19 protein-coding genes and 1 pseudogene are annotated in these 22,999 nt (G+C 73.4%); 6 read left to right on the top strand and 14 right to left on the bottom strand.

Annotated elements, in window-relative coordinates; genetic code table 11:
• Window positions 1-285: 285 nt before the first annotated feature.
• A pseudogene (locus ACQPYE_RS21055) lies at window positions 286-1,695 on the bottom strand (endo-1,4-beta-xylanase); the annotation flags it as partial.
• A gap of 558 nt (window positions 1,696-2,253) precedes the next feature.
• Here ACQPYE_RS21055 and ACQPYE_RS21050 point away from each other — a divergent pair.
• Window positions 2,254-3,390 (top strand): extracellular catalytic domain type 1 short-chain-length polyhydroxyalkanoate depolymerase, encoded by a 1,137-nt coding sequence (locus ACQPYE_RS21050; protein WP_498713671.1) that lies wholly within the window; start codon window positions 2,254-2,256, stop codon window positions 3,388-3,390.
• 111 nt (window positions 3,391-3,501) lie between these two features.
• On the opposite strand, the gene ACQPYE_RS21045 is transcribed toward ACQPYE_RS21050, so the two are convergent.
• Both ACQPYE_RS21045 and ACQPYE_RS21040 read right to left on the bottom strand, forming a co-directional pair.
• On the bottom strand, window positions 3,502-4,296 hold the full coding sequence (locus tag ACQPYE_RS21045; protein ID WP_498713670.1) for a hypothetical protein: 795 nt from the start codon (window positions 4,294-4,296) through the stop codon (window positions 3,502-3,504).
• On the bottom strand, window positions 4,293-4,787 hold the full coding sequence (locus tag ACQPYE_RS21040) for a SigE family RNA polymerase sigma factor (protein ID WP_498713668.1): 495 nt from the start codon (window positions 4,785-4,787) through the stop codon (window positions 4,293-4,295). Before ACQPYE_RS21040 ends, ACQPYE_RS21045 begins: the two co-directional genes overlap by 4 nt.
• A 240-nt stretch (window positions 4,788-5,027) precedes the next feature.
• Between ACQPYE_RS21040 and ACQPYE_RS21035 the strand changes: the two genes are divergently transcribed.
• On the top strand, window positions 5,028-5,321 hold the full coding sequence (locus ACQPYE_RS21035; protein WP_498713666.1) for a hypothetical protein: 294 nt from the start codon (window positions 5,028-5,030) through the stop codon (window positions 5,319-5,321).
• On the opposite strand, the gene ACQPYE_RS21030 is transcribed toward ACQPYE_RS21035, so the two are convergent.
• From ACQPYE_RS21030 to ACQPYE_RS21010, 5 genes are all read right to left on the bottom strand, one after another.
• On the bottom strand, window positions 5,305-5,877 hold the full coding sequence (locus tag ACQPYE_RS21030; protein ID WP_498713664.1) for a hypothetical protein: 573 nt from the start codon (window positions 5,875-5,877) through the stop codon (window positions 5,305-5,307). The genes ACQPYE_RS21035 and ACQPYE_RS21030 overlap by 17 nt on opposite strands.
• A 17-nt stretch (window positions 5,878-5,894) precedes the next feature.
• Window positions 5,895-7,211: a hypothetical protein gene (locus tag ACQPYE_RS21025; RefSeq protein WP_498713662.1), complete on the bottom strand. Its 1,317-nt coding sequence runs from the start codon at window positions 7,209-7,211 to the stop codon at window positions 5,895-5,897.
• Window positions 7,208-8,557 (bottom strand): alpha/beta hydrolase domain-containing protein, encoded by a 1,350-nt coding sequence (locus ACQPYE_RS21020; protein ID WP_498713660.1) that lies wholly within the window; start codon window positions 8,555-8,557, stop codon window positions 7,208-7,210. Before ACQPYE_RS21020 ends, ACQPYE_RS21025 begins: the two co-directional genes overlap by 4 nt.
• A gap of 239 nt (window positions 8,558-8,796) precedes the next feature.
• On the bottom strand, window positions 8,797-9,405 hold the full coding sequence (locus ACQPYE_RS21015; protein WP_498713658.1) for a QsdR family transcriptional regulator: 609 nt from the start codon (window positions 9,403-9,405) through the stop codon (window positions 8,797-8,799).
• Window positions 9,406-9,538: 133 nt separating this feature from the next.
• The gene (locus ACQPYE_RS21010; protein WP_498713656.1) at window positions 9,539-9,955 is read right to left on the bottom strand and encodes a hypothetical protein; all 417 of its coding nucleotides are present in this window, start codon (window positions 9,953-9,955) and stop codon (window positions 9,539-9,541) included.
• A gap of 152 nt (window positions 9,956-10,107) precedes the next feature.
• Here ACQPYE_RS21010 and ACQPYE_RS21005 point away from each other — a divergent pair, with 152 nt between their 5' ends.
• Window positions 10,108-10,302 (top strand): hypothetical protein, encoded by a 195-nt coding sequence (locus ACQPYE_RS21005; protein ID WP_498713654.1) that lies wholly within the window; start codon window positions 10,108-10,110, stop codon window positions 10,300-10,302.
• Between the two features lie 23 nt (window positions 10,303-10,325).
• Window positions 10,326-14,744 (top strand): cation-translocating P-type ATPase, encoded by a 4,419-nt coding sequence (locus ACQPYE_RS21000; protein WP_498713653.1) that lies wholly within the window; start codon window positions 10,326-10,328, stop codon window positions 14,742-14,744.
• On the opposite strand, the gene ACQPYE_RS20995 is transcribed toward ACQPYE_RS21000, so the two are convergent.
• The 4 genes from ACQPYE_RS20995 to ACQPYE_RS20980 form a co-directional block, all read right to left on the bottom strand.
• Entirely contained in the window at window positions 14,725-14,880 is a 156-nt protein-coding gene (locus tag ACQPYE_RS20995) for a hypothetical protein (protein WP_498713652.1), read from the bottom strand. The two genes, ACQPYE_RS21000 and ACQPYE_RS20995, sit on opposite strands and share 20 nt — an antisense overlap.
• Before the next feature lie 171 nt (window positions 14,881-15,051).
• Window positions 15,052-15,228, bottom strand: a complete 177-nt coding sequence (locus tag ACQPYE_RS20990) for a hypothetical protein (protein ID WP_498713650.1) — start codon at window positions 15,226-15,228, stop codon at window positions 15,052-15,054.
• Window positions 15,229-15,465: 237 nt separating this feature from the next.
• Window positions 15,466-15,666 carry a hypothetical protein gene (locus ACQPYE_RS20985; RefSeq protein WP_498713648.1) on the bottom strand — a complete coding sequence of 67 codons (201 nt, stop codon included), beginning with the start codon at window positions 15,664-15,666 and terminating at the stop codon, window positions 15,466-15,468.
• A 207-nt stretch (window positions 15,667-15,873) separates the two neighbouring features.
• Window positions 15,874-16,743, bottom strand: coding sequence for a DUF4082 domain-containing protein (locus ACQPYE_RS20980; RefSeq protein WP_498713646.1), 870 nt, complete (start codon window positions 16,741-16,743; stop codon window positions 15,874-15,876).
• Between the two features lie 159 nt (window positions 16,744-16,902).
• On the opposite strand from ACQPYE_RS20980, the gene ACQPYE_RS20975 reads away from it, so the two are divergent.
• Complete coding sequence (locus ACQPYE_RS20975; RefSeq protein WP_498713644.1) at window positions 16,903-18,129, top strand: SGNH/GDSL hydrolase family protein; 1,227 nt, start codon at window positions 16,903-16,905, stop codon at window positions 18,127-18,129.
• A gap of 167 nt (window positions 18,130-18,296) precedes the next feature.
• Window positions 18,297-20,288 (top strand): alpha-glucuronidase, encoded by a 1,992-nt coding sequence (locus tag ACQPYE_RS20970; protein ID WP_498713642.1) that lies wholly within the window; start codon window positions 18,297-18,299, stop codon window positions 20,286-20,288.
• On the opposite strand, the gene ACQPYE_RS20965 is transcribed toward ACQPYE_RS20970, so the two are convergent.
• Together ACQPYE_RS20965 and ACQPYE_RS20960 are read right to left on the bottom strand one after the other, a co-directional pair.
• Window positions 20,282-22,309, bottom strand: coding sequence for a beta-galactosidase (locus tag ACQPYE_RS20965; RefSeq protein ID WP_498713640.1), 2,028 nt, complete (start codon window positions 22,307-22,309; stop codon window positions 20,282-20,284). The two genes, ACQPYE_RS20970 and ACQPYE_RS20965, sit on opposite strands and share 7 nt — an antisense overlap.
• Entirely contained in the window at window positions 22,306-22,998 is a 693-nt protein-coding gene (locus ACQPYE_RS20960) for a glycosyl transferase (protein WP_498713638.1), read from the bottom strand. Before ACQPYE_RS20960 ends, ACQPYE_RS20965 begins: the two co-directional genes overlap by 4 nt.
• Between the last annotated feature and the right edge of the window lies 1 nt (window position 22,999).

Below are 22,999 nucleotides of genomic sequence, written 5' to 3'. Positions count from 1 at the left end.
CGGGGTGTCGGTCGGTGCGACGGCCCGGCCGGTGGAGGGGGAGATCATGCCGGCGCAGAGGTTGCGGGAGGCGAGGTTGGCGGCGATCTGCGGGATGGCGTTGATGGTGGTCTGGTAGCCGTCGTGCATGAGGATGACGCCGCCGTTTTGCAGGGTGGAGGCGGCTTGCACGATCTGGGCGGTACTGGCGTTGTTCCAGTCCTGTGAGTCGACGCTCCAGAGCACTTCGGTGAGGCCGAACTGGGCTTCGACGGTTTTGAGGGTGCTGTTGGTCTCGCCGTAGGGCGGGCGGAAGAGCTTGGGTGCGGCGCCGGTGGCCGTTTGGATGGCCTGTTGGGTCTGGGAGATCTCCGAGGTCATCTGGGCTTGGCTGAGTTGGGTCATGTGGGGGTGGGACCAGCTGTGGTTCTCGACCCACATGCCGGCGTCGCGTTGGCTGCGGGTGAGGGCCTGGTTGGCTTGGACGTTGTTGCCCTGGTTGAAGAACGTGGCGCGCAGTCCGGCCGAGCGCAGTGCGTTGAGCAGTGCGGTGGTGGTGGCGGCCTTGGGTCCGTCGTCGTAGGTCAGGGCGACGTAGCCGCTGGAGCAGTTGGCGTTGTTCGGCGGCGTCGTGGTCGTAGTAGTAGTCGTGGTCGGACCGGTCGTGCCGCCGGCGTTGAGGGCGTTGAGCGTGGAGGTGTAGGCGGCTTTTTTGTTGCCGGAGCCGTCGAAGAGCAGGGGGGTGCCGGAGGCGCGCCAGGAGTCGGTGTCGCGGATGCCCCAGACGGTGATGCCGGTGCAGCGGGTGACGGCGAGGCAGGCTTGGACGACGCCTTGGTATTGCTGGGCTTGGGTGGTGCCGGAGCCTTCGATGTCGAGTTCGGTGATCTGGACGTCGACGCCGAGGTTGGCGAAGTTCTGCAGGGTGGTGTGGTAGTTGGAGGGGACGGGGTTGCCGCTGTTGAAGTGGGCTTGGAAGCCGACGCAGTCGATGGGGACGCCGCGGGACTTGAAGTCCTGGACCATGCGGTAGACGCCTTGGGTCTTGGCGTGGGACCAGTTGTCGGTGTTGTAGTCGTTGTAGCAGAGTTTGGCGGCGGGGTCGGCGGCGCGGGCGGCGCGGAAGGCGGCTTCGATCCAGTCGTTGCCGGTGCGTTGGAGGTTGGAGTCGCGTCGTCCGCCGCCGGAGCCGTCGGCGTAGGCCTCGTTGACGACGTCCCAGGCGTAGATCTTGCCGCGGTAGTAGGTGGCGACCTGGGTGACGTGGTTGAGCATGGCGTTGCGCAGGGAGGTGCCGGACATGTTCTGCATCCAGCCGGGTTGCTGGGAGTGCCAGGCGAGGGCGTGGCCGCGGACGCGTTTGCCCTGGCCGCGGGCCTGGTTGACGATGCGGTCGGCGTTGCCGTAGCTGAACTGGTTCTGGTTGGGTTCGGTGGCGTCCATCTTCATCTCGTTCTCGGCCGTGACCATGTCGAACTCACGGTTGAGGATCCCGACGTAGGTGGAGTCACCGAGCTTGTTGGCCGCGACGGCGGTACCGAAGTACCGACCGCTCTCCGCGGCGGACGCGCCCAACGTGGTGCCGGCGCTGGCCACGCTCGGCAGGACGACGGCCAACGCGCCGATCAGCCCGACCGCACCGGCCAGTGCCGCGACGCGTCGCGACCCTCCTCGCGCCACCGGCCTGCCGGCAGCGGTGACAGCAGTTCTGGACATCACTTCCTCCAAGGGGTCGACCGGACCGGTACTGCGCCGGATTCGGGCCGAAAGTTGCGATACAGCATGTTGATGCTTTCGAAAACTAAAGCGGATGATCGCCCGAGTCAAGAATTGAACTTCACCTATAGAGACGCAAGAGCGCAGGTAGAGCCGAAACGGCGGCCGGTGGCACTAGCTTCTGCGGCTTACGAAAGTATCGGTCTCGCTACCGGTGGTCGGCTGCCACACGGCCTCGGCGATCTGGCGGTGATGGAGGTCGTGGTCCACCTGTCGGGCATGTCGGCCACCCTTCGCGCCACGACGAGCGAGGGGAGCGGATGAAGTACGTGGCGGTCCAAGTCGCGGGGGTGGTCCTGGCCGGCGCGGGTCGACGGATGTGGCGGCGCCACACCGGCGCCGGGTGAACAGTGGCGCGGTCCACCAGCGACGAGCGGTCGGCGGAACTCCTAGCGTCGGGGTATCGCCCGAGACGCCATCACTCAACGTGGAGGATGCGCCATGTCGGATCGTCGTCCTGTCCCGGCCGTTCACGGTCCCGTCACCACACTCGTCGCCGTGCTGGCCGTGGTGCTGGCCGCCGCGGTCCACCTCGTCTCCTCACCACGACCCGCCGCCGCCGCGACCCTCCAGGAGGTCACGGGCTTCGGGACCAACCCGGGCAACCTGCAGATGTTCCGCTACGTGCCCGTCGGGCTGCCCGCGGGACGCCCGGTCGTCGTCGCCCTGCACGGCTGCACGCAGAACGCCGCGGTTTACGGCTCGGCCACCGGCTGGCCGCAGCTGGCCGACCGCTGGAAGTTCACCGTCGTGGTGCCGCAGCAGAAGACGCAGAACAACGCCAACTCCTGCTTCAACTGGTTCGAGGCGGGCGACACCCGCCGGGGCTCGGGCGAGGCGCTGTCGATCAAGCAGATGGTGGACAAGGCCAAGCAGGACAACGGTGCCACGTCGGCGTACGCCAGCGGGTTGTCCGCGGGCGGCGCGATGACCGCCGTCATGCTCGCCACCTACCCGGACGTGTTCTCCGGCGGCGGCATCGTGGCCGGGCTGCCGTACCAGTGCGCCACCTCGGTGCTGACGGCGTACAGCTGCATGAACCCCGGCACGAACCTCACGCCCGCCCAGTGGGGCGACAAGGTCCGCGCGGCGTACTCCCACCCCGGTCCGCGGCCCAAGGTGTCCATCTGGCACGGCGCCGCGGACACCACCGTGCGACCGCTCAACGGCACGGAGCTGGTCGAGCAGTGGACCGACGTCAACGGGACCGACCAGACCCCGGACGTGAGCGACACCGTGGCCGGCTACCCGCACCGCGTCTACGGCGGCACGGTCGAGCACTACTCGATCACCGGCATGAACCACGGCCAGCCCGTCGACCCCGGCACGGGCGCCACCCAGTGCGGCGGCACCGCCGCGTACATGCTCGACGTCAACGTGTGCGCCGCCTACCACCTGGCCCGCTTCTGGGGCATCGACGGCGGCGGCGCCGGCCCGACCAACCCCACCACGACGACCGTTCGCCCGCCGTACACCGACGCGGTCACCGCCACCGCGACGGACCACTACGTGGCACAGCGGGTCGACGTCGGCGAGTACAACACCCTGGGCGCCCGTTACGGCTACACCACGCCCTTCGCGCTCTACCGGTGCGGCACCGACTGGACCGACAAGGCCGACTGCTCCGCGATCTGAGCGACCCGACCCGATCCGCCTCAGGGCCTGAGAACGCCGATGGGGACCGCGCCCCTCCCCGGTCCGCGGTCCCCACCGGCGTTCAGCGTCGGCCGATCGGCACCACGGCCGTCACCAGCGGTCGGAGGTGGCGATCGCCACCAGCTGCTCGACGGTCAGCGGCGGGTGGTCGGCGAGCACGGGGCCGAGGCCCTTCGGTGACTGCCGGTTGCTGACGTGCAGGCCGAACACCAGGCCGTCCGGGCGGATGAGCGTGAGCTGGTAGGTCACGCCGGAGCCCTCCAGCCCGTACTGGCTGGTCGCCAGCGACGAGCCGTCGGGCAGGTCGCGCACGGTGCAGCTCGGCTCGTCGGGCAGGTCGCACCCGGCCTCCCCGCCGGCCCGGCCCGGGTACATCAGCAGGTCGAAACCGCCGGTCACGCCGGCTGCGGTGAGCGTGCCGACGATCGACGAGCCGACCCGCACGGGCGGCTCCGGGTCGTGGGCGCCCGGCGCGCCGGTGAGCGGGCCCGCGGGCAGGGTCATGATCGACGCGCCGGGTCCGGTCCCGGTCACCTCGAACGTCGCCAGGTCGCCGAGCACGGCCCGGAACCGCTCCGCGAGCACCTCGGGGCTCTCGTGCGCGGGAGGTGGCGTGGACGTGGTGGTGATCGGCGGCGGGGTCGAGGACGCGCCGGGCTGGGCGGTCCGCGTGCCGGGGTCGTCGTCCGGCACGAGCAGCACCGCGCCGGTCGCCACACCGACCACCACGGCCGCCGCGAGGGCGATCGGCACCAGCCGGGCGCCGGTCCCGCGTCCCTCGGCCCGCGCGCGCTTCGGCCCGTCGAACGGCATCCGCGCGGTCACGGCGTCGGCCCGTCGTTCCAGCTCCTCGAAGGCGTCGTGGAGCGCGCGCAGGTCGGTCATCTCGTCTCCTGGTAGGTGTGGGGGTTGGCGGTCAGGTCGACGCGGAGGGTCGCGAGCGCCCGGGAGATCTGGCTGCGCACCGTCGTCTCCCGGCAGCCCAGCTCGACGGCGATCTCGGCGTCGGGCAGGCCGGCGTAGTAGCGCAGCACGACCGCCGCGCGCTGCCGCCGGGGCAGGCGGGCCAACCGGCGGATCATCGCGTCCCGCTGCGCCCGTTCGTCGGCGCCGTCGCCGAGCGACGTGTCCGGCCGGACCTCGGCCCTCGGCGAGGTGCGGGCCAGCCGCCGTCGCCAGGACAGGTACTCGTTGACGACCATCCGCCGCACGTAGGCGTGCGGCTCGGCCATCACCGAGATCCGGTCCCACCGCTCGAAGGCGCGGCCGAGCACGTCGCTGACGATGTCCTCGGCCAGCCAGGTCTGGCAGGTCAGCACCGTGGCGAACCGCATCAGCGCCGGACGCCGCCCGACCACGTACTCACCGAACTCCATCGGCTCTCTCCCGATCGGCCACTTGGCTTGTGATCACGCCCCTCAACGGGGAACCCCGCCGATCCGTTGCACGCCGTGGCGAAGAACCCGCCAGGGCGACATGATCACCTCCCGTGACGTCTTCGTCCGGGCCGGGTGCGCAGTGGATCTTGCACGTGGCGTGGGCGAGGACGTGTCCCGACACGAGCGGCGTGTCGCACCCAGGGCGGCCTGACGCCCTGGCACGAACGGCGAGCCACCATGACCCCTGTCGTGAGCGACCTGCCGCCGACCTCGGCCGGTTCCCCGGCGGCCGACGACCGGCTGCCCGCGTTGGCGCAGGAGATCGTCGGCTCGTTGCTGCGCCCCACGGGCGTCCGGTTCGAGCTCGACCACCTCCGCGCCGTGCCCGTGGTGGACAACGACCCGGAGAGCACCGCGATGCTCCAGCGTGCGGACCGTGGTCCACGCCGCGCTCGCCGCCCTGAGCCCGCCGCGGGGACCGAGCCGGGCATGACCCGCGTCCGGGCACTGGCGATTACCACTCAAAGGTGAATTCGTACCAGGGACTGTCGAACGGTGTGAACCGGTAACCGTCCCCCGTGGCGCTGACCGGCACGCGGTCCGGGCAGTGGGCCCATCCCGTGGTGGTGAGCACGCCCGCGTCCGCCACGGTGATCAAGGTGCACCCGTCCGGCCGGTCGCCGCCGACGTCCACGGTGAACAACCCCACCCGACGGTCCTCGATCCGCCGGCCCGGCGCCGCTTCCGCGACCAGCGCTTCGAGCCCCGACCGGTGCGCGTCGAACACCGCCCGCGGCACCACGTCGCTGCCGGCCACCACCTCGGCCGCCACCAGGAGCGCCGGCGCCAGGAGGAACGGCCACAGCCGCACGGCGTGCCGCAGCCGGGGCTGCGGCAGCCTGATCACCGCGATCCCGCCCGTGGCCAGCCACGCCGTGCCCACCCCGAGCGCGGACAGGTGCGCGAGCAGCGACAGCGTGAGGTAGCCGCCGGGTGGGGTGATCGCCCAGAACAGCAGCGCCACCGGCACCGAGGACGCGATCACGGTCCACCACGGCGACCACCACCACGACGTGCGTCCGACCATCGAACCCCCTTCACCGATCAGGGGGACGTTCGCCCGAGACCCCCGGTTCCACCGTCGAGGTAATCCTTGAACTGCACGGTCACCGCGTGCGCGTCCGACGGCCAGTTCGGCACCGCGATCGTCCGCGTCGCGCCACCGCTGCCGCGCGCGGTCTGGGTGACGTGGATCGTGCCGCCCCCGTCGGCCCGCGCGGGCAGGTACGCGTCGACACCGGTCAGGAACGGCAGCGTGGCGAACGGCGGCAGCGCGACGCCCGGCGTGGACGTCAGGTCGCAGTTGTCGTCGAACGCGAACGCGGCGAGCACCTGCCGCAACCGGGGCGAGACGGCCGGTTCGAGGACGTCGACGCCGTTCAGCTCGAGCCGGTCGCGGTCGGGCTGGTCGGACCACCACTCGCGGTTGCGGATGACGGTGAGGGCGGTGTGCGTCGGGCAGCGGTCGATGTTGTCGGTGATGCCGCCCGGGCGCGACACCTGGAGCCGCAGGAACCGGTCGCTGCGCTCGAACGGCTCGAAGTAGTTGTGGTGCGGTGGTTGACCGTCGCGCAGGACCACCAGCTCGTAGTGCTTGCGGCCGTTGACGGGCAGCGGCCCGAACGAGCCGTCCGAGCCGGTCCGGACGCTGTGCCGGGGCGTGCCGACCCGCGCGCCGGTGCGGCTGTCCAGCTCCCAGACCTGCACCACGCCCTCGACGCCCGCGTTCTGCGGGTAGTACGTCGCCCGGCCCGCGATCCGGACCAGCGCGGGCAGTTCGGGCACCACCCGCGTGGTGAACGCGGGCCTGCCGCGCAGGAACCGGTGCACGTGGGCGAAACCGTCGGCCGACGTGGTGGTCTCGGTGTGGCCCAGGGTGGTCAGGTAGACGTTCGTCGCGCCGCCGATGGAGCCGTTGGGTTGCAGGCTTCCCCACAGCGCCAACGTCGGCACGCCGCCGGGCAGCGCGGCGCTGGACCGCCCGTCCACGTTGACGTACTTCCGCACCGCCGCGGCCCGTTCGGGGACGGATAGGTAGGTGTGCATGACGGTCGTGCCGCGCGAGTGCGCGATCACGTCGACCTGGGCCGCGCCGGTCCGGGCCCGGACGCCCGCGATGAAGGCTTCCAGGCCGGCGATGGCGTGGTCGTTGGTCGGGATGCTCGTGTCGTACTCGTAGGCGTGGAGCAACGCGTCCGGGAAGCCGTTGCCGGAGAACCGCTTGGCGTTGGACTGCCACTGCTGCGCCGAGCCCTGCTGGCCGTGCACGAACACGATCGGGGTGGGCATGTCGGCCTGGGCGGGCGCCGCCGCGACGGTCGCCGCCAGTGCGACGACCAGTGCCACCAACGGGATCCTCATTGCGTGCCTCCCAGGGCGTCCGCCAGGTTCTGCCGCGCGTCGGCGGGCTGGAGGTGGCCGGCGCGCACGTTGGCGGCGTCGGTGGTCACCACCTGCCGCACGTAGTCGCCGCGCGAGGGGTAGAGCCGGGTCAACGTCGCCGCGTCGAACGGCACGTGCGTGCCGAACAGCCGGCAGAACGTCTCGCCGGAGTTGTCGCCGGTGTTCAGCGCCCGGGGCGCGGCCAGCTGCGACAACCGGATGCCGCCGAGGGCGAGGCCGAGCGCGTCGCGCTTCTTGGTGACGCCGTCCGGTTCGAACTCCAGCGGCCGGGCGGTCGGCGGCGGCGTGCCGCGTTCGACCCAGCGGCGCAGGTGGTCGTAGGAGGCGGCGGTGACGTGGTGCAGCGGGATCCGGCTGAAGGGCGGCCGGTCGCAGTCGTACTGGGGCGCGCCGCCGAGGTCGCGTTCGGAGATCGGCCGGCGGTAGACCTGGCCCTCGTGGCCGGAGTGCGCCGCGCCGGCGACCTCCCAGCGGCGGAACCGGTCGGTGTCGGCCGGGCGTTGCGCGGTCCGCACGTCGGTCTCCGACAGCACCTGGAAGACGGGTTCCGCGCCGACCCGGGTCGGTGCCGCGCCGACGATGAAGCCGTAGCCGTCGAACACCGGCTGCTGCTGCGGCAGGACCCGGTCGTACAGCACGGTCATCCGGCCGGCGGACTGCGAGGCGCCGATGGCCAGCAGCGTCCTCGTCCGCAGCCCGCCCATGACCGCGCCGGCCTCGACCGCGCGGCCCGCCTGCGTGAACACGTCGTAGGACAGCTCGTCGGCGGTGAACCGGCCGCCGCCGGTCACGTCCAGCGTGCCGTACCGGGCCGGGCTCCAGGTCTTGAGCTGGTCGACGCCGACGCGTTGGGCGGACACGCCGACCCACGCGTGGCCCGCCCGGACGACGGACTCGGCGTTCCACAAGGCGTCGAGGTCGTACCCGGCGGTGACGTTCTGCCACTCGACCAGCGTCGTGCCGGTGAACTGCCGGGCGTGCGCGGGCCGTCGCACGACGACCCGGGTCGTGTACGGGACGCCGGTGGCGACCTTCGTGCCGTCGACCGCCCAGCCGTCGGCCGTGCCGGAGACGTGGAACTCCTCTTCGACGTAACCGACGGCGGCGAGGTCGTCGGGCGTGGCGAAGAACGGGTAGGTGTCCTCGATCCGGTCGGCCAGCCGGTCACCCGGCACGGTCCCGGGCAGCGGGCCGACGACGCGCGGCAGGGGACCGGGCGCGGCGGAGGCGGGGACGGACGTCGGGAGGAGCAGACCGAGCACGGCCGCGGCCAGGCCGAGGCGGCGCCAGGGGGAAGGTGACATACCGGCTCCCACAGCGATGGGGGATGGGGATCTCGCCGACCGTAGCCGGCCGCGCACAGCCCGCACCAGGACGCGAGCCCATCGTGAGACCGCTGTCGCAGCACGGGTCGGCGGTGGTGCGCGAGGTGGATCGCCGGCCTCGGCGGTGGCGTCACGCAGCGAGGGGAGGGACGTCGCCGACCTCAGCGGTGGCGTCGCGGAGCGGTCGGGCCGGCGGTTGCGGAAGGCCGTCGCCGATCTCAGCGGTGGCGCAGGAGGAGGGTGCGGGCCGCCGTTTCGGCCAGGTCGGGGTCCAGCGGTGCGCCCGTGAGCAGTTCGGCGTAGAGGGTGGACTCCACGATCCGCACGTAGAGGAACGCCACCTGGTCCAGGGCGGTGGTCGACCACGGCCCGCCGTCCACTTCGAGCAGGATCTCCTTCTGCGCCGACACCGCCCGCCGGTGCACGCCGCCGGCCGCGTTGAACAGCACCCGCGCCGCCGTCTCCGGCTCACCGCGCAGGAACGCCCGGAACGGCTCGTCCGCGCGCAGTTCCGCCACGAACCGCCGGGTGACCTCCAGGACACCCTCCACGCCGCCGTTCGTGCGCTCCTGCCGGGCACGGGCCAGCAGCCGGTCGGCCAGCACCCACAGCACGTCGGCCAGCAGCCCGTCCCGGCTGTGCGCGACCCGGTAGAGCGTGGCGCGGCTGATGGCGAGGCTCGTCGCCAGCGCGTCCATGTCGACCCGACCGTGCCGCAGGAAGAACCGGCAGGCGCCGCGCAGCACCTGGTCCTGGCTCACCACCCGCCGGATGCCGGTCGAACCCACCGCCGCCTCGCTCCCGCCGGCCAGCCCGTCCGGCCCCACCCGCATCATCGCGCCCGGCCCGGCCGTCCGCGAGGCCCGTATCGGTGTGCGCCACGTCACTCCCGCGCGGCGGTCGCGTCGGCGGTGGTCGGCGTCATCCGCGCGCGACGCTCCGCGTCCGGGAGCTGACGGCCTACTTCGAGGACGAGGCCGGCTCCTGGAACAGCACGGGCGGCGCGTCGTTGGCCGGACGCGGCGAGGTCGGCTCCGGCCGGGGCGCCCACTCCTGCGGGACGACCGGCTCCAGCTCGGGCGTGACGTCCTCGACCACGGTCTCCACGACCGGCGCGGCGGCCTGCACGGCGAGCTGCTGCTGGGCCTGGCCGATCCACATCAGCCACATGGCCTCGTCGCGGTGACCGCGGTACTCGGCCTTCAGACCCGCCAACGCGCCCCGCACGCGTGCGGCGATCACGTTGTCCTCGCGCACGGCCGACCAGACGGCGCGGGCGCCGGCGTCACGGGCCTTGACCAGGAGGCGTACCTGGTCGGTCAACTCCGGCGCGGGCAGGCCCGCCCACGCCGCTGCGATTCTCTGTGCCTTGGTCACGGTGCCATCCTTGTCGAGCGGACGGCTCGCGGTGGCCGTGACACGATGTTATCAAGCTCTCGTTTTTCGAGGTCAGCCCTAGGGCACCAGTGACGTTCGGACATCGCTCGGACACGTCCCGGGTTCGAAGCGACCTCGTCCCGTAACGGCTCGTGGCTCCCTCCGCGTCCCTCGGCCCACCCGACGTCCACCGGGCAGACCGCTCGGCGATCGCAAGGCAGTCGTCAGGTGCGGTCGAGTGGTGTGGTGGCACGCTCATCGGTGTGACGGCCGGCAACGACGCGGTGGGTGTGCTCGCGCAGGGCGCGTTCACCACGGTGCGGGTCGAACCGGTCTTCGAGGACTGACCGCACCCGGCTACCGCCCGATCGTGGCGCTTAGGCCAGGCTCGATCGGGAAAACAGGCACGGTGGAACTCCTCGGCATCGATCCCGTGCGCGTCGCCGGCGGCCTCGCCAAGGGACTGGTCGGCCTCGCCCTCGCCCCGCTGGAGCAGACCCTGCGCCGCGACCGGCGCAAGGTGTGGTCGTGCCCGGGACGCCTGCACATCGAGGCGCACGGCGTGCACGGGCCGCGTGGCAAGCAGGTCGCCGAGCGGATCGAACGGGCACTGGAGGGTCATCCCGGTGTGTCGTGGGCCCGGGTCAACGCGCCGTCCGCCCGGGTGATCGTCGCCGTCGAGGACCCCGCGCCGGCGACGGACGACCTGGTCGCGCTGGTGCGTCGGGCCGAGACCGGGCCCGCCACCGACGACGAGCGCCTGGTCGAGGACGAGCTGCACCACCCGGCGGACGGGCTCAAGGGCACCCGACTGCTGCCCACCCTCGCCGCCGACGCCGCGGGCCTGGCGTTGGCCGCCATCACGAAGGTCGCGCCGTGGGCCCCGGTCCCCGGTGAGCTGGGCGCGTTGATCGCCGCCGTCGACCTGCACCCCGGGCTGCGCGAACTCGCCGCCGGCCGGCTCCAGGGCCGGGAACGGGCCGACACCGCCACGTCGGTGGTCGGCGCGCTGGTGCAGGGCCTGGCGTCACGCGGCGAGGGCACGTTGCTGGACATCGCCCAACGGGTGCAGCAGTGGCGTGAGGTCAAGGCGCACGAGCAGGCGTGGTGCGCCGCCGAGGCCGACCTGATCCACGGCCCGGACGACGCCGAGGCCGAGCCCATCGCGGTCGAACGGCCACGCCCATTCCCGGAGGGGCCGGCCGACCGCTACGCGCGACGGGCGTTGGCGGCGGGTGCGGTGGCGACGGTGGGCGCGATCCCGTTCACCGGGCTGCGCCGCGCCGCCGCACTGGGCGTGGCGAGCTTGCCGAAAGCGCCGTCGGTGGGCCAGGCCGCGTTCGCCGCGCAGCTGGGCCGCGTCCTGGCCACCCGCGACGCGCTGGTGATGGAGCGCTCGGTCCTGCGCCGCCTGGACGCGGTCGACGTGCTGGTGCTGGACGAGACCGCGCTCGGGTCGGGCCGGTCGGTGCTCTGCGACCTCGTGCCGCTGCCGGACACCGGGTTGTCGAACTCCGGGCCGGTGAACTCCGGGCCGGCGGAGGCGGCCGAGCGGGCGTTCGCCCTGTTCGACCCCGAGGACCCGACCGCCGTGCGCGAGGAAGGCGGCTGGGCCATCGGCCCGATCGACCGCCTCCAACCGAAGGGGCGCAAGGGCGTGCGGGAACAACGCCGGCTGGCCGGTCACGCGGCGGTGCTCGGCCTGACCGAGGACCGGCGGCTGCGAGCCGTGCTGGCGGTCGACGTCGAGACACCGCCCGCGGTGGACGCCATCGCGTCGGCCGCCCGGGAGGCCGGGCTGCGGGTGGTCGTGGCCACGGACCGCGACCACCGGTCCGCCCGGTTCGCCGACCACGTCGTCCCGTCCGGCGCCGGGCTGGTCGGCGCGGTGCGCGAGCTCCAGGGCGACGGGCACGTGGTGCTGCTCGTGTCGGACAACCGCCGCGCGCTCGGCTCGGCGGACTGCGGCGTGGGCGTGCACCGGGACGGCGCGCCGCCACCGTGGGGCGCGCACATCGTCGTCCGCGACCTGGAAGCGGCCGTGCTGCTGGTCGAGGCGGTCCCGGCCGCGCGCCGGCTGACCCGGGACGCGATCATGCTCGCCCAGGCGGCGAGCGGCATCGGCGCGGTCGGCGCGTTGAGCACGCGCGGCACCGCCCCGGCCCGGAGCGCGGCGCGTGCGGTCGAGGCCGCGTCCGCCCTCGCGTTCGCGGACGGGGTGTGGCGGGCCAAGCGGCTGCCCGGTAGCCGTGCCGTCGTCGCGCCGGCCACCTCGCAGCCGTGGCACCTGATGCCGGTGGCCACCGCGCTGGACCGGCTCGGCTCGGGCCGCGACGGCTTGTCCGAACGCGTGGCGCACGGCAGGCAGCGCACGTCCGCCGGGCGGCGGGCCGTCGGCACGAGCCTCGGCAGCGCCTTCCTGGCCGAGCTGGCCAACCCGCTGACGCCGGTGCTCGCGGGTGGCGCGGCGGTGTCGGCGGCGGTGGGCTCACCGGTCGACGCCGCGCTGGTGGCCGGTGTCATCGGCGTGTCGGCGCTGATCGGCAGCGCGCAGCAGGTCGTCACGGACCGGGCGCTGGCCACCCTGCTCGGCCGCTCGGCGGTGCGCGCCACCGTGGTCCGCGACGGCCGGGACCGCGAGGTGACGGCGGACGAGCTGGTGCCGGGCGACGTGGTGCGGCTGGCCGCCGGTGACGTGGTGCCCGCCGACTGCCGCCTGCTCGACGGCGACGGGCTGGAGGCCGACGAGTCGTCGGTCACCGGCGAGTCCCTGCCGGTGACCAAGGACCCCGCCCCGGTGGTGGCCGCGGAGCTGGCCGACCGGGCGTCCATGCTCTACGAGGGCACCACGATCGCCGCCGGGCGGGCGCTGGCCGTGGTCGTCGCGACCGGTGACGCGACGGAGGTCGGCCGGAGCATGGCGGCGGCCCGCCGCACCACGCCGACCACGGGCGTCGAGGCACGGCTGGCCGAACTGACCCGCAAGACGCTGCCCGTCGCGCTCGGCTCGGCGGCGGCCGTCACCGGCGCGGGGCTGCTGCGGGGCGTGCCGCTGCGGCAGAGCATGGGCGCGGCGGTGAACCTCGCCGTCGCCTCGGTGCCCGAAGGACTGCCGTTCCTGGTCAACGCCGCCCAACTGGCCGCGGCGCGGCGGCTGGCCGAGCACGGCGCGCTGGTCCGCAACCCGCGCACCGTCGAGGCGCTGGGCCGGGTGGACGTGCTGTGCTTCGACAAGACCGGCACGCTGACCGAGGGCAAGCTGACCGTCAGCCGCGTCGACAACGGCCGGCGCGGCGCCGACCTCGACCAGCTGACCGACGAGCTGCGCCGGGTCATGGCCGCCGCGGTCCGCGCCACGCTGGCGGCCGACGACCCGGACGACCTCGCGCACCAGACCGACCGGGCCGTGCTGACGGGCGCGCGGCGGGCCCGGGTCGGACCCACGACCGGCGCCCGTGGCTGGACCCCGGTCGAGGCGCTGCCGTTCGAACCCTCCCGCGGCTACCACGCGACCGTGGGCAAGGTCGGGAAGCGGCTGGTGCTGAGCGTGAAGGGCGCGCCGGAGACCGTGCTGCCGCGCTGCGTCGCCGACCCGGGCGAGCTGCGGCGGCTCGGCGAGCGGGTGGAGCGCCTGGCCGGTAGAGGCCACCGGGTGCTGGCCGTCGCCGAACGCACCGGCGTCGACCACGACACGGTGACCGACGACGACGTCCGCGGCCTGACCCTGCTGGGGTTCGTCGCGCTGGCCGACCCCGTGCGCGACGGCGCGCCACCGGCCGCCGCGAAGCTGCGCGAGGCCGGCGTGCGGATCGTGATGATCACCGGCGACCACCCGGCCACCGGTGAGGCGATCGCCGGCGAGATCGGCGGCGGCGACGACCTGACCGTGGTGACCGGGGCCCGGCTCGACGGGCTGACCGACGACGAGCTGGACGCCCTGCTGCCGACCGCGGACGTGATCGCCCGCTGCACGCCGGCGCAGAAGGTGCGGATCATCGAGGCCTACCAGCGGCTCGGCCGGGTGGTCGCGATGACCGGCGACGGCGCGAACGACGCGCCCGCGATCCGGCTCGCCGACGTCGGCATCGCGCTGGGCAGGCGCGGCACGCCGGCCGCCCGCGCCGCCGCGGACCTGGTGGTCACCGACGACCGGCTGGAGACGATCATCGCGGCGCTGGTGGAGGGCCGCGCGATGTGGGCGTCGGTGCGCGAGGCGCTGGCGATCCTGCTCGGCGGCAACCTCGGCGAGATCGCGTTCAGCGTGCTCGGCTCGGCGCTGACCGGCCGGTCGCCGCTGACCGCGCGGCAGCTGCTGCTGGTGAACCTGCTGACCGACCTCGCGCCCGCGCTGGCCATCGCGTTGAGCCGCCCCGCCCGCGAGTCCGTGCCCGACCTGCTGCGCGAGGGACCGACGTCGTCGCTGGGCCACGCGTTGACCGAGGACATCACCGCCCGCGCGATCACCACCACCCTCGGCGCCACGGCGGCGTGGACGGCGGCCCGGCTCACCGGCCGCTCCCGCCGGGCGGGCACCGTGGCGCTGGCCGCGCTGGTGGGCACCCAGCTCGGCCAGACCCTGGTGACCGGCGGCCTGGACCGGTCGGTGCTCGCCGCGAGCCTCGGGTCGGCCGTCGCGCTCGGCGTGGTGATCCAGACACCCGGTGTCAGCCAGTTCTTCGGCTGCACGCCGCTCGGCCCGGTCGGCTGGGGCATCGCCCTGGCCGGCGCCACCGCCGCGAACGTGCTGGGCCTGGCGCTGAACCCGCTGCTCACTCGACGTGCTGGGTGACGGTGCCGCGCACGAAGTGCCGCTGCGCCACCAGGAACAGCAGGACCATCGGCACGGTCGCGACCACGCTCGCGGCCAGCACCAGCTCCCACTGCTCCTCGCCGCCCTCGCCGCCCTCGCCGAACCGGTCGAGCACCGCGCCGACGCGTACCCCATCCGCAGCGGCCCGGTGAAGAACACCGTGGTCCACAGCGACAGCCAGAGGCTGAACAGCATGGGGCCGGCGGTGAACGCCAGGAACCCGATCACCCACGGCAGCAGGAACAGCAACCCCGCCCGCGACTCGCACCCGCTCACCGTCACGGCACTACCTCCCGCTCACCCGATCGAGCGCCCGTTCCGCCTCGCGCTTCACCGCGCCCTCCCAGGCGCGCACCAGGTCGCTCGTGGCGGGGCTCGGCGGCAGTGCGAACGCCTCGTCCTGCAACGACAGCGCCACCGGCACGCCCTCGGTCAGGACCGGGTTGCCCAGCGGGGCGAACACCTCGCGGAAGATCCGCTCGTTGGCGGCCCGGTTGCCGGTGAACGTGCCGCCGTAGGGCCGGCCTTGGCCAACGCGTCACGCCGCGCGGTCGCCGCCGTGACCCGGGTCTGCGTGCCGGTCATCGTGACCAGGAAGCGGTACGCCGACTCGGGGTGCCGGGCGCCCTCGGGTCTCGCCCACGCCTGCCCGCCGGACTCGGTCAGCACCCGCCCGTCGCGTCGGTGAACGGCGTGATCGTCACGTCGACGTCGTGCGCGCGCACGCGTCCAGGCTCTGCACCGCGCCGCGCGCCGCGTACCCGCCGAGCTTGCGGCGCTCGGCGCAGACCAGGTCCGGGGAGTCGCCCGCGGCCACGGCGGACAGGAACTGCTGCTCGTCCAGCGCGCCCTCGCTGATCCGCAGGTCGACGCCGGGGTTGGCCTCCCGGAACACCGCCACGCGCGCGGTGGCGTGCTCGTCCGGGAGGCCGAACCCATGGTGACCAGCGCGTCGGAGTGGTCCGATCCCAGCCCGCCGCACCCGGAGACCACCAGCACCACCACGACCGGGAGCCACCGCATGCCCGCCTCCCCGGGCCGGACGTCACCGGGACGGTTCCCGCCCGGCCCCGGGTTCACACGTGGGTCGCCGGGTCGGCGCAAGCGGTCAGCTGCGGAACTCCGGCAGCACCCAGTAGGTGCTGTCGTGCCAGCTCTCGGTCGGGAACCCGCCGCCGGCGCCGTAGTGGTAGACGCCCGCGCCCCGCGACACGATGAACGGCGCCTTCACCAGCGTGCCGATGAAGAAGTCCTCCGAGGTCAGGTAGCCGCCTTCGGGCGTGTAGTAGGAGACCACGTAGTCGCGGCCCGGCTCGACCGGGACGGGCGTCGGGAAGTCGATCTCGGCCATCCGGCCGGGGTGTTCCCAGAGCCGCTCGGCGAGCAGCACGCCCGTGTCCGACCACATCCGCAGGGTGATCGGCCCCCGGTACGCGCCACGCCCGAGGGACGCGCCCACCATGAGCCCCGGCCGGTCGACCTGGACGCGGGTGCCCACCTCGACCGGCTCCCGGTCGGGATCGTCGAACTCGTCCTTGTGGTAGACGCCGAGCTCGCACCGGGTCGCGCAGTCCAGCGGCTGGGTGACGGCCACGCCACCGACGTGGATGACGATGGGCGCGCTGATCGGGCCGGTGGCGGAGGCGGTGACGACCCGCCCGGACACCCCGACGTCACCGGCCGCGGTGGGTGTGTAGACGTACCGCCAGTCGACCCGGGACGGGTAGAAGTCGCGGAGGACCTCGGCGGTCACCCAGGTGACCCCGCCGTCGAACGTCAGCTCCGTGGCGGTGACCGGGACCGTGTCCGGAGCGGTCGAGACGCCGGTGATCAGGAACGGGACACCGACCTCGGCGGCGGAGTGGGGGGTCGGGTGGTTGATGTACAGCCTGATGTCGTCCTGGGCGTGAGCCGTGCCGGACGACAGGACCAGGGTCGCGGCGGCGACCGCCGCGAACAACCTGGATAAGCGGGGCATGCGCCCTCCTCGGGCATTGTGCGGACCTACCGCCAGGGAGATCGTCACCGACCCCCGGTTTCGCTACGCCCGCGCGCCGAATGCCTTCGGTCGACGGCGGTGTCCCAGTTGAGACCCGGGGACTGACCGCGGCCGGCCCGCTGCGCCAGAATCGGGCGCATGAGCCGCGACGCGTCGCCCGACGACCCCCGCCCGTCCGGTCGTTGGGTGCACACGTGGGTGTCCGCACCGCAGACGGCCGAGCCGGACAACCTGCCGCCCGCGCCGTTCACCAGGCCGGGCGTGGTGCTGGCCGACGCCACGCTGCGGCAGACCGCGCGCGTCACGATCGGCGGCGACCGGCTCCGGCTGCGGTTCTCGAACGCGTTCGGCGGCGCGGTGCTGCCGATCACCGCGGTGACCGTGGCGCTCCCGGCGGGCGGGCGGGCCGGCGTGGCCGCGGTCGAGCCGGGCTCGGTCCGCCCGGTCACGTTCCGCGGTCGGGCCGGCGTCGCCGTGCCGGTCGGGGCGCAGGTCGTGTCGGACCCGCTGGACTTCCCGGTCGAGCCGGAGGCGAACCTGACCGTGACGGTGTTCCTGGCCGACGGGCAGGCGTCCGACCTCGTCACCTCCCACCCCGGCTCCCGCACCACCTCCCACCTGCTGGCGGGTGAGCACGTCGAGGCCGACGACCTGCCGGGCGCGACGACCACCGACCACTGGTACTTCCTCAGCGGCGTCGAGGTGTGGTCGGAGCGCGCCGCCTCGGCGCTGGTCGCGTTGGGCGACTCCCTGACCGACGGCCGGGGCTCCACCACCAACGGCAACGACCGCTGGCCCGACCGGCTGTCGGCCCGGCTCCGCGCCCACCCCGCCACCGCGGACGTCGCCGTGCTCAACCAGGGCACCGGCGGAAACCGGGTGCTCAGCGAGGGGATCGGCCCGAGCGCGCTGGCCCGCCTGGACCGCGACGTGCTGGCGCAGACCGGCGTGGCGTGGCTGGTGGTGTTCGAGGGCATCAACGACATCTGCACCACCGACGCGACGGCCGAGGCGCAGGAGCGGGTCGTGGAGGACCTGTGCGCGGCTTACGAGCAGATCGTGGTGCGTGCGCACGCCCACGGCATCGCGGTGTGCGGGGCGACACTGGCGCCGTTGGGCGGCAACGAGGCCTACGACGACCCGGACGGCCACCGCGAGTCGTCACGTCAGGCGGTCAACGAGTGGATCCGCGCCCGGGGCGCGTTCGACGCGGTGCTCGACTTCGACGCGGCGGCACGTGACCCGCACGACCACCGCCGCCTGCTCGCGGCCCACGACGACGGCGACCACCTGCACCTGACACCGGCCGGCTACCAGGCGCTGGCGGACGCCGTGCCGCTGGAGCTGTTCGAGCAGCGCTCGTGAACGTGTCCAGTTGAGACGGACCGGCGCGGGAACCGTTGCCACGCAAAAGTTTCGCGGCGGTTCACCCACGTGAAAGTCGACAGTGGACGGGTGGTCTTCCTTGCCCGGGAACCGGAGGCGACATAGTTTGGCGATGTCACCGATCCCCGGACCAGGAGGACTTCTCCATGCTCGACGTGCACCCCGCGTGGCTCCCGGCTTCCGCGTTCCGGTCGGTCGGCTCACGGCGGGTCCGCGTCATCGGGGACGGCCCGGTGGTCGGCACGGTGCGCGCCGAGGTCGCGACGGCGGTGGCCGAGCACGGTGGCGCGCTGGTCGACGACGGTCCGGCGGACCTGGAGCTGGTCTGCGCGCCGGAGGACGGCGAGACGGACCCCGAGGCGTTCGTGGTGGGCCGGGCCGGCGCCACCACCGCGGTCCGCGCGATCGACGGCGCCGGCCTGCTCTACGGCTTCCACCACCTGGTGCGGCAGGGTGAAGCGGCGTTCACCGAAGCGGCGTTCACCGGTGAGGCGTGGCCACAGCGGCACGCGCCGCGCCAGCCGGTCCGCATGCTCGACCACTGGGACAACGTCGCCGTGCACCCGGTGATGGGCCAGGTCGAACGCGGCTACTCGGGCGGCTCGATCTTCTACGACGACGGCGTGGTGCGCGCCGACCTCTCCCGGGCCCGTGCCTACGCCCGGCTGCTCGGCTCGATCGGCGTCAACCGGGTGGGGCTCAACAACGTCAACGTGGGCCGCACCGAGGCCCGGCTGCTGACCGACCTGCTGCCGGACGTGGTGCGGCTGGCCGAGGTGTTCCGTCCGCACGGGATCAGGGTGCACCTGTCGGTGAGCTTCGCCGCGCCGGTCACCCTCGGCTGCCTGCCGACGGCCGACCCGCTCGACCCGGCCGTGCGCGAGTGGTGGGCGCGCACGACGGCCGACGTGTACGCGGCGATCCCCGACTTCGGCGGGTACGTGGTCAAGGCCGACTCCGAGGGGCAACCCGGCCCGTTCGCCTACGGCCGCGACCACGCCGACGGCGCGAACGTGCTGGCCCGCGCCCTCGCGCCGTTCGGCGGCACGGTGTTCTGGCGCGCGTTCGTCTACGACCACCACCAGGACTGGCGCGACCGCTCGACCGACCGCGCCCGGGCCGCCCACGACCACTTCGCCCCGCTGGACGGCGCGTTCGACCCGAACGTCGTGGTGCAGGTCAAGGCAGGTCCGATGGACTTCCAGGCGCGCGAGCCGCTGTCGCCGGTGATCGCGGCCATGCCGCGCACCAGGCTCGCGGTCGAGTTCCAGGTGACCCAGGAGTACACCGGGCACCAGAAGCACGTGTGCCACCTCGTGCCGCAGTGGCGCGAGATGCTCGGCTTCCAGCCGTGGGGCGAGGGCGGGCCGACGGTCGCGGACGTCGCCGCGGGCCGGGCCGCCGCACCGGCCGGTGGCGTGGTCGCGGTGTCGAACGTCGGCGAGGACCCGTTCTGGACCGGGCACCCGTTGGCGCAGGCCAACCTGTTCGGCTTCGGCCGGCTCGCGTGGGACGAGCGGCTCGCGCCGGAGGCGGTGCTGGACGAGTGGATCGACCTCACGTTCCCGGCAGCCCCGGCCGTGCGCGAGGCGTTGCACGAGGTGATGGACGGCTCGTGGCTGACCTACGAGCGGTACACCGCGCCGCTGGGCGTCGGTTTCATGGTGCGGCCGGGCCTGCACTACGGGCCCGACGTGGACGGCTACGAGTACTCCCGGTGGGGCACCTACCACTTCGCCGACCGGGACGGCGTCGGCGTCGACCGCACGTGCGCCACGGGCACGGGCTTCGCCGGCCAGTACCCGGCGCCGTGGCGCGACCGGTACGAGTCGACCGACACCTGCCCGGACGAGCTGCTGCTGTTCTTCCACCACGTGCCCTACGGCCACGTCCTGCACTCGGGGACGACCGTGATCCAGCACATCTACGACACGCACTTCACCGGTCACGACGAGGTGCGGCGGATGGCCGCCTCGTGGGCCCGGCTGGAAGGCGGCGTGCCGCCGGAGGTGTTCGACCGCGTCACCGGGTTGCTGTCGGAGCAGCTGCGGTGCGCGACGGAGTGGCGCGACCAGGTGAACACGTACTTCTGGCGCAAGTCGGGCGTGCCCGACGCCCGTGGCCGCCGGATCTACTGACGGATCACCACCACCGCCGTCGCGGCCAGCTCCAGCGGCTCACCGGCTCGCAGCACCCGCCCGTCCAGCAGGCTCGTCCCGTCGACCGGGCACTCCACCCGACGAGCGGGCCCGTGGTTCAGCACGAACAGGTGCCGCGTGCCGTCCGGCGCGACGCGCTCGGTCACCTCGACGTCCGGCACGTCCCCGAGCGGCCCGATCAGGTCGTGCTCCGCCAACGCCGTGCGCACGACGGCCGCCACGCCGTCGTCGTCCAGCAACGTCGCCACGTACCAGGCGTGCCCACGCCCCCGTGCCGCCCGCGTCACGGCGGGTGTCCCGGCGTAGAAGTCCGCGCCGTAGGTGCCGAGCACCTCCGCGTCGTCCGGCACGACCACCTCGAACACGTGCCGGGCCTCGTGCTCCTCGCCGAACAACGCCACCGGGTTCACCACGTCGGGCTGCTGGGCGTCGGTCTCCTCGACCCGCAGCCCGAGCAGCGACGCGAACGGCCCCGGCACGTCGGCCAGGAACGCGTTGTCGTCCTCGTCCACCCGACCCGACAACGCCGTGGTGACGAACGTGCCGCCGCGCTCGACCAGCGCCGTCACCCGGTCCGCCAAGTCGCCCTTCACCATGTGCAGCAACGGCGCGACGACCACGTCGTACCCGGAGAGGTCGGCCGTCACCGGCACCACGTCCAGCGGGACGTTCGCCTGCCACAACGCCCGGTGGTAGGCGGTCAGCACGTCGAGGTAGCGGACGTTGCGGTTGGGGCCGTCGGACATCTCGACCGCCCACCAGCTGTCCCAGTCGACCAGCAGCGCGGCCCGCGCGGGCGTGCGTCCGCCCAGCAGCGCGTCACCGACGCGGGCGAACTCCTCGCCCAGCTCGGCGACCTCCCGGAACACCCGCGTGTCCGTGCGGCCCGCGTGGTCGAGCACCGCGCCGTGGTACTTCTCGGACGCGCCGCGCGACTGCCGCAGCTGGAAGTACAGCACCGCGTCCGCGCCGTTGGCGACCGACTGCCACGACCACAGCCGCAGCACACCGGGCCGCTTGACCGGGTTCACGTCGCGCGAGGCGGTCACCGACGGCGTCTGCTCCATGACCCAGAACGGCTCGCCGTCGCGCAACCCGCGCATCAGCCGGTGCGCCAACGCCATCCGCGCGGCCGTGCGCGTCGACGACCGGTCCTCCGGCGGGTAGTTGTCCCACGACGCGAAGTCCAGGTGCGGCGCCCACCGGTGGTAGTCGATCGGCTGGTACAGGCCCATCATGTTCGTCGTCACGGGGGTGTCCGGCGAGTGCTCGCGGATGGCGGCCTTCTCCGCCAGGAACCCGTCCAGCATGGCGTCGGACATGAACCGCTTGTAGTCGAGCGTGATGCCCTGGAACGCGGTGTGGTCGGGCCCGCGCCAGTGCTCGGACAACGCGTTCGGGGGCTGGATCTGCCTCCACTTGGTGAACGTGTGCGACCAGAACGTGGTGTTCCACGCGTCGTTGAGCCGGTCGAGCGAGCCGTAGCGCTTGCGCAGCCACTTGCGGAACGCCTCGCCGCAGTTCGAGCACCAGCACGCGCCGCCGTACTCGTTGCCGATGTGCCACGCCACGATCGCCGGGTTGTCGCCGTACCTCTTGGCCAGCCGCTGGGCCAGTGCCACGGCCGCGTTGCGGAAGACGTACGACGACGGGCAGGCGTTGTGCCGCTGCCCGTACACGTGCTGCCGTCCCTCGAAATCGACCCGGCACACCTCCGGGTTCTGGTGGGCCAGCCACGGCGGCATCGCGCCGCTGGGGGTGGCCAGCACGATCCGCACGCCCTCGGCCGTGGCGCGCTCGACGATCGCGTCCAACGTCGAGAAGTCGTAGCGGAACGCGGAGGGCTCCAGGTGGGCCCACGCGAACACGCCGACCGTGACCGTGTCGATGCCGGCGAGCTTGAACGCGGCGTAGTCCTGGTCCCAGACCTCGCGGGGCCACTGCTCGGGGTTGTAGTCGCCGCCGTAACCGATCCTCGTGGGCACGATCCGTGACGTCACGCGGTGAACCTCTCGGTGGCGTCGCGCAGCACCGGCTCGGCGTTGCGCAGGAGCAGGAGGGTGAACGGGGAGGCCAGCAGCGCGAGCACCCAGTCGGACGTGAGCACGACGAGCCCGCCGGCCGCGATGAGCAGCGACAACGCGCCGAGCGCGCTCGCCGGCCGGGCGGCGAGGTAGTAGGACGCCAGGCGCGCGGTGTCACGGGTGCGCAGGGACAGCGTGGACGACAGCACCAGCGCCTGGGTCGACCACACCAGCACCGCCACCGCGACCACGACCAGCACCAGGCCGTACCCGGCGGGCACGCCGGCCAGCTCCAGGTTCGCCAGGCTGAAGCCGATCACGGTGAGCACCGCCAGCGCGGGCAGCCACCAGCGCAGCACGTCGAGCCAGTTGAGCCGGTAGCCGCGGCGGAAGTGCCGGGCGGGGGAGAGGTCCCGGTCGCCGAGGAACACCCGCCAGGCGTAGACGGCGGCCGACAGCGCCGGGCCCGCGGGGGCGAAGCACAGCCCGATCAGGGGCGCGTTGCCCGCGCTGCGGTCCAGGAAGAGCAGCGCGAGGAACCCCGGCGCGGTCGTCAGCACGAGCATGGCCTCGATGACGACGAACCAGTGCACGACGGACGCGACGCGCGACAGGATGCCCGCCCCGATCTCGGCGGCGGGATCACCCCGTCGTTCGACCGCCACG

It is taken from the genome of Actinosynnema sp. CA-299493 (assembly GCF_050946825.1).
In the GTDB taxonomy this organism is placed as follows: domain Bacteria; phylum Actinomycetota; class Actinomycetes; order Mycobacteriales; family Pseudonocardiaceae; genus Actinosynnema.
The sequence above is the reverse complement of the archived record's forward strand: the minus strand, read 5'-3'. Positions and strand labels throughout refer to the sequence as shown.

Bases quoted from the DNA above. Each gene is read 5' to 3' on its own strand.
- ACQPYE_RS21030 (WP_498713664.1), bottom strand. From the start codon at position 5,877: ATGGTCGGACGCACGTCGTGGTGGTGGTCGCCGTGGTGGACCGTGATC.
- ACQPYE_RS20975 (WP_498713644.1), top strand. From the start codon at position 16,903: ATGAGCCGCGACGCGTCGCCCGACGACCCCCGCCCGTCCGGTCGTTGG.
- ACQPYE_RS21020 (WP_498713660.1), bottom strand. From the start codon at position 8,557: ATGTCACCTTCCCCCTGGCGCCGCCTCGGCCTGGCCGCGGCCGTGCTC.
- ACQPYE_RS20980 (WP_498713646.1), bottom strand. From the start codon at position 16,743: ATGCCCCGCTTATCCAGGTTGTTCGCGGCGGTCGCCGCCGCGACCCTG.
- ACQPYE_RS20970 (WP_498713642.1), top strand. From the start codon at position 18,297: ATGCTCGACGTGCACCCCGCGTGGCTCCCGGCTTCCGCGTTCCGGTCG.
- ACQPYE_RS21035 (WP_498713666.1), top strand. From the start codon at position 5,028: ATGACCCCTGTCGTGAGCGACCTGCCGCCGACCTCGGCCGGTTCCCCG.
- ACQPYE_RS21025 (WP_498713662.1), bottom strand. From the start codon at position 7,211: ATGAGGATCCCGTTGGTGGCACTGGTCGTCGCACTGGCGGCGACCGTC.
- ACQPYE_RS21040 (WP_498713668.1), bottom strand. From the start codon at position 4,787: ATGGAGTTCGGTGAGTACGTGGTCGGGCGGCGTCCGGCGCTGATGCGG.
- ACQPYE_RS21045 (WP_498713670.1), bottom strand. From the start codon at position 4,296: ATGACCGACCTGCGCGCGCTCCACGACGCCTTCGAGGAGCTGGAACGA.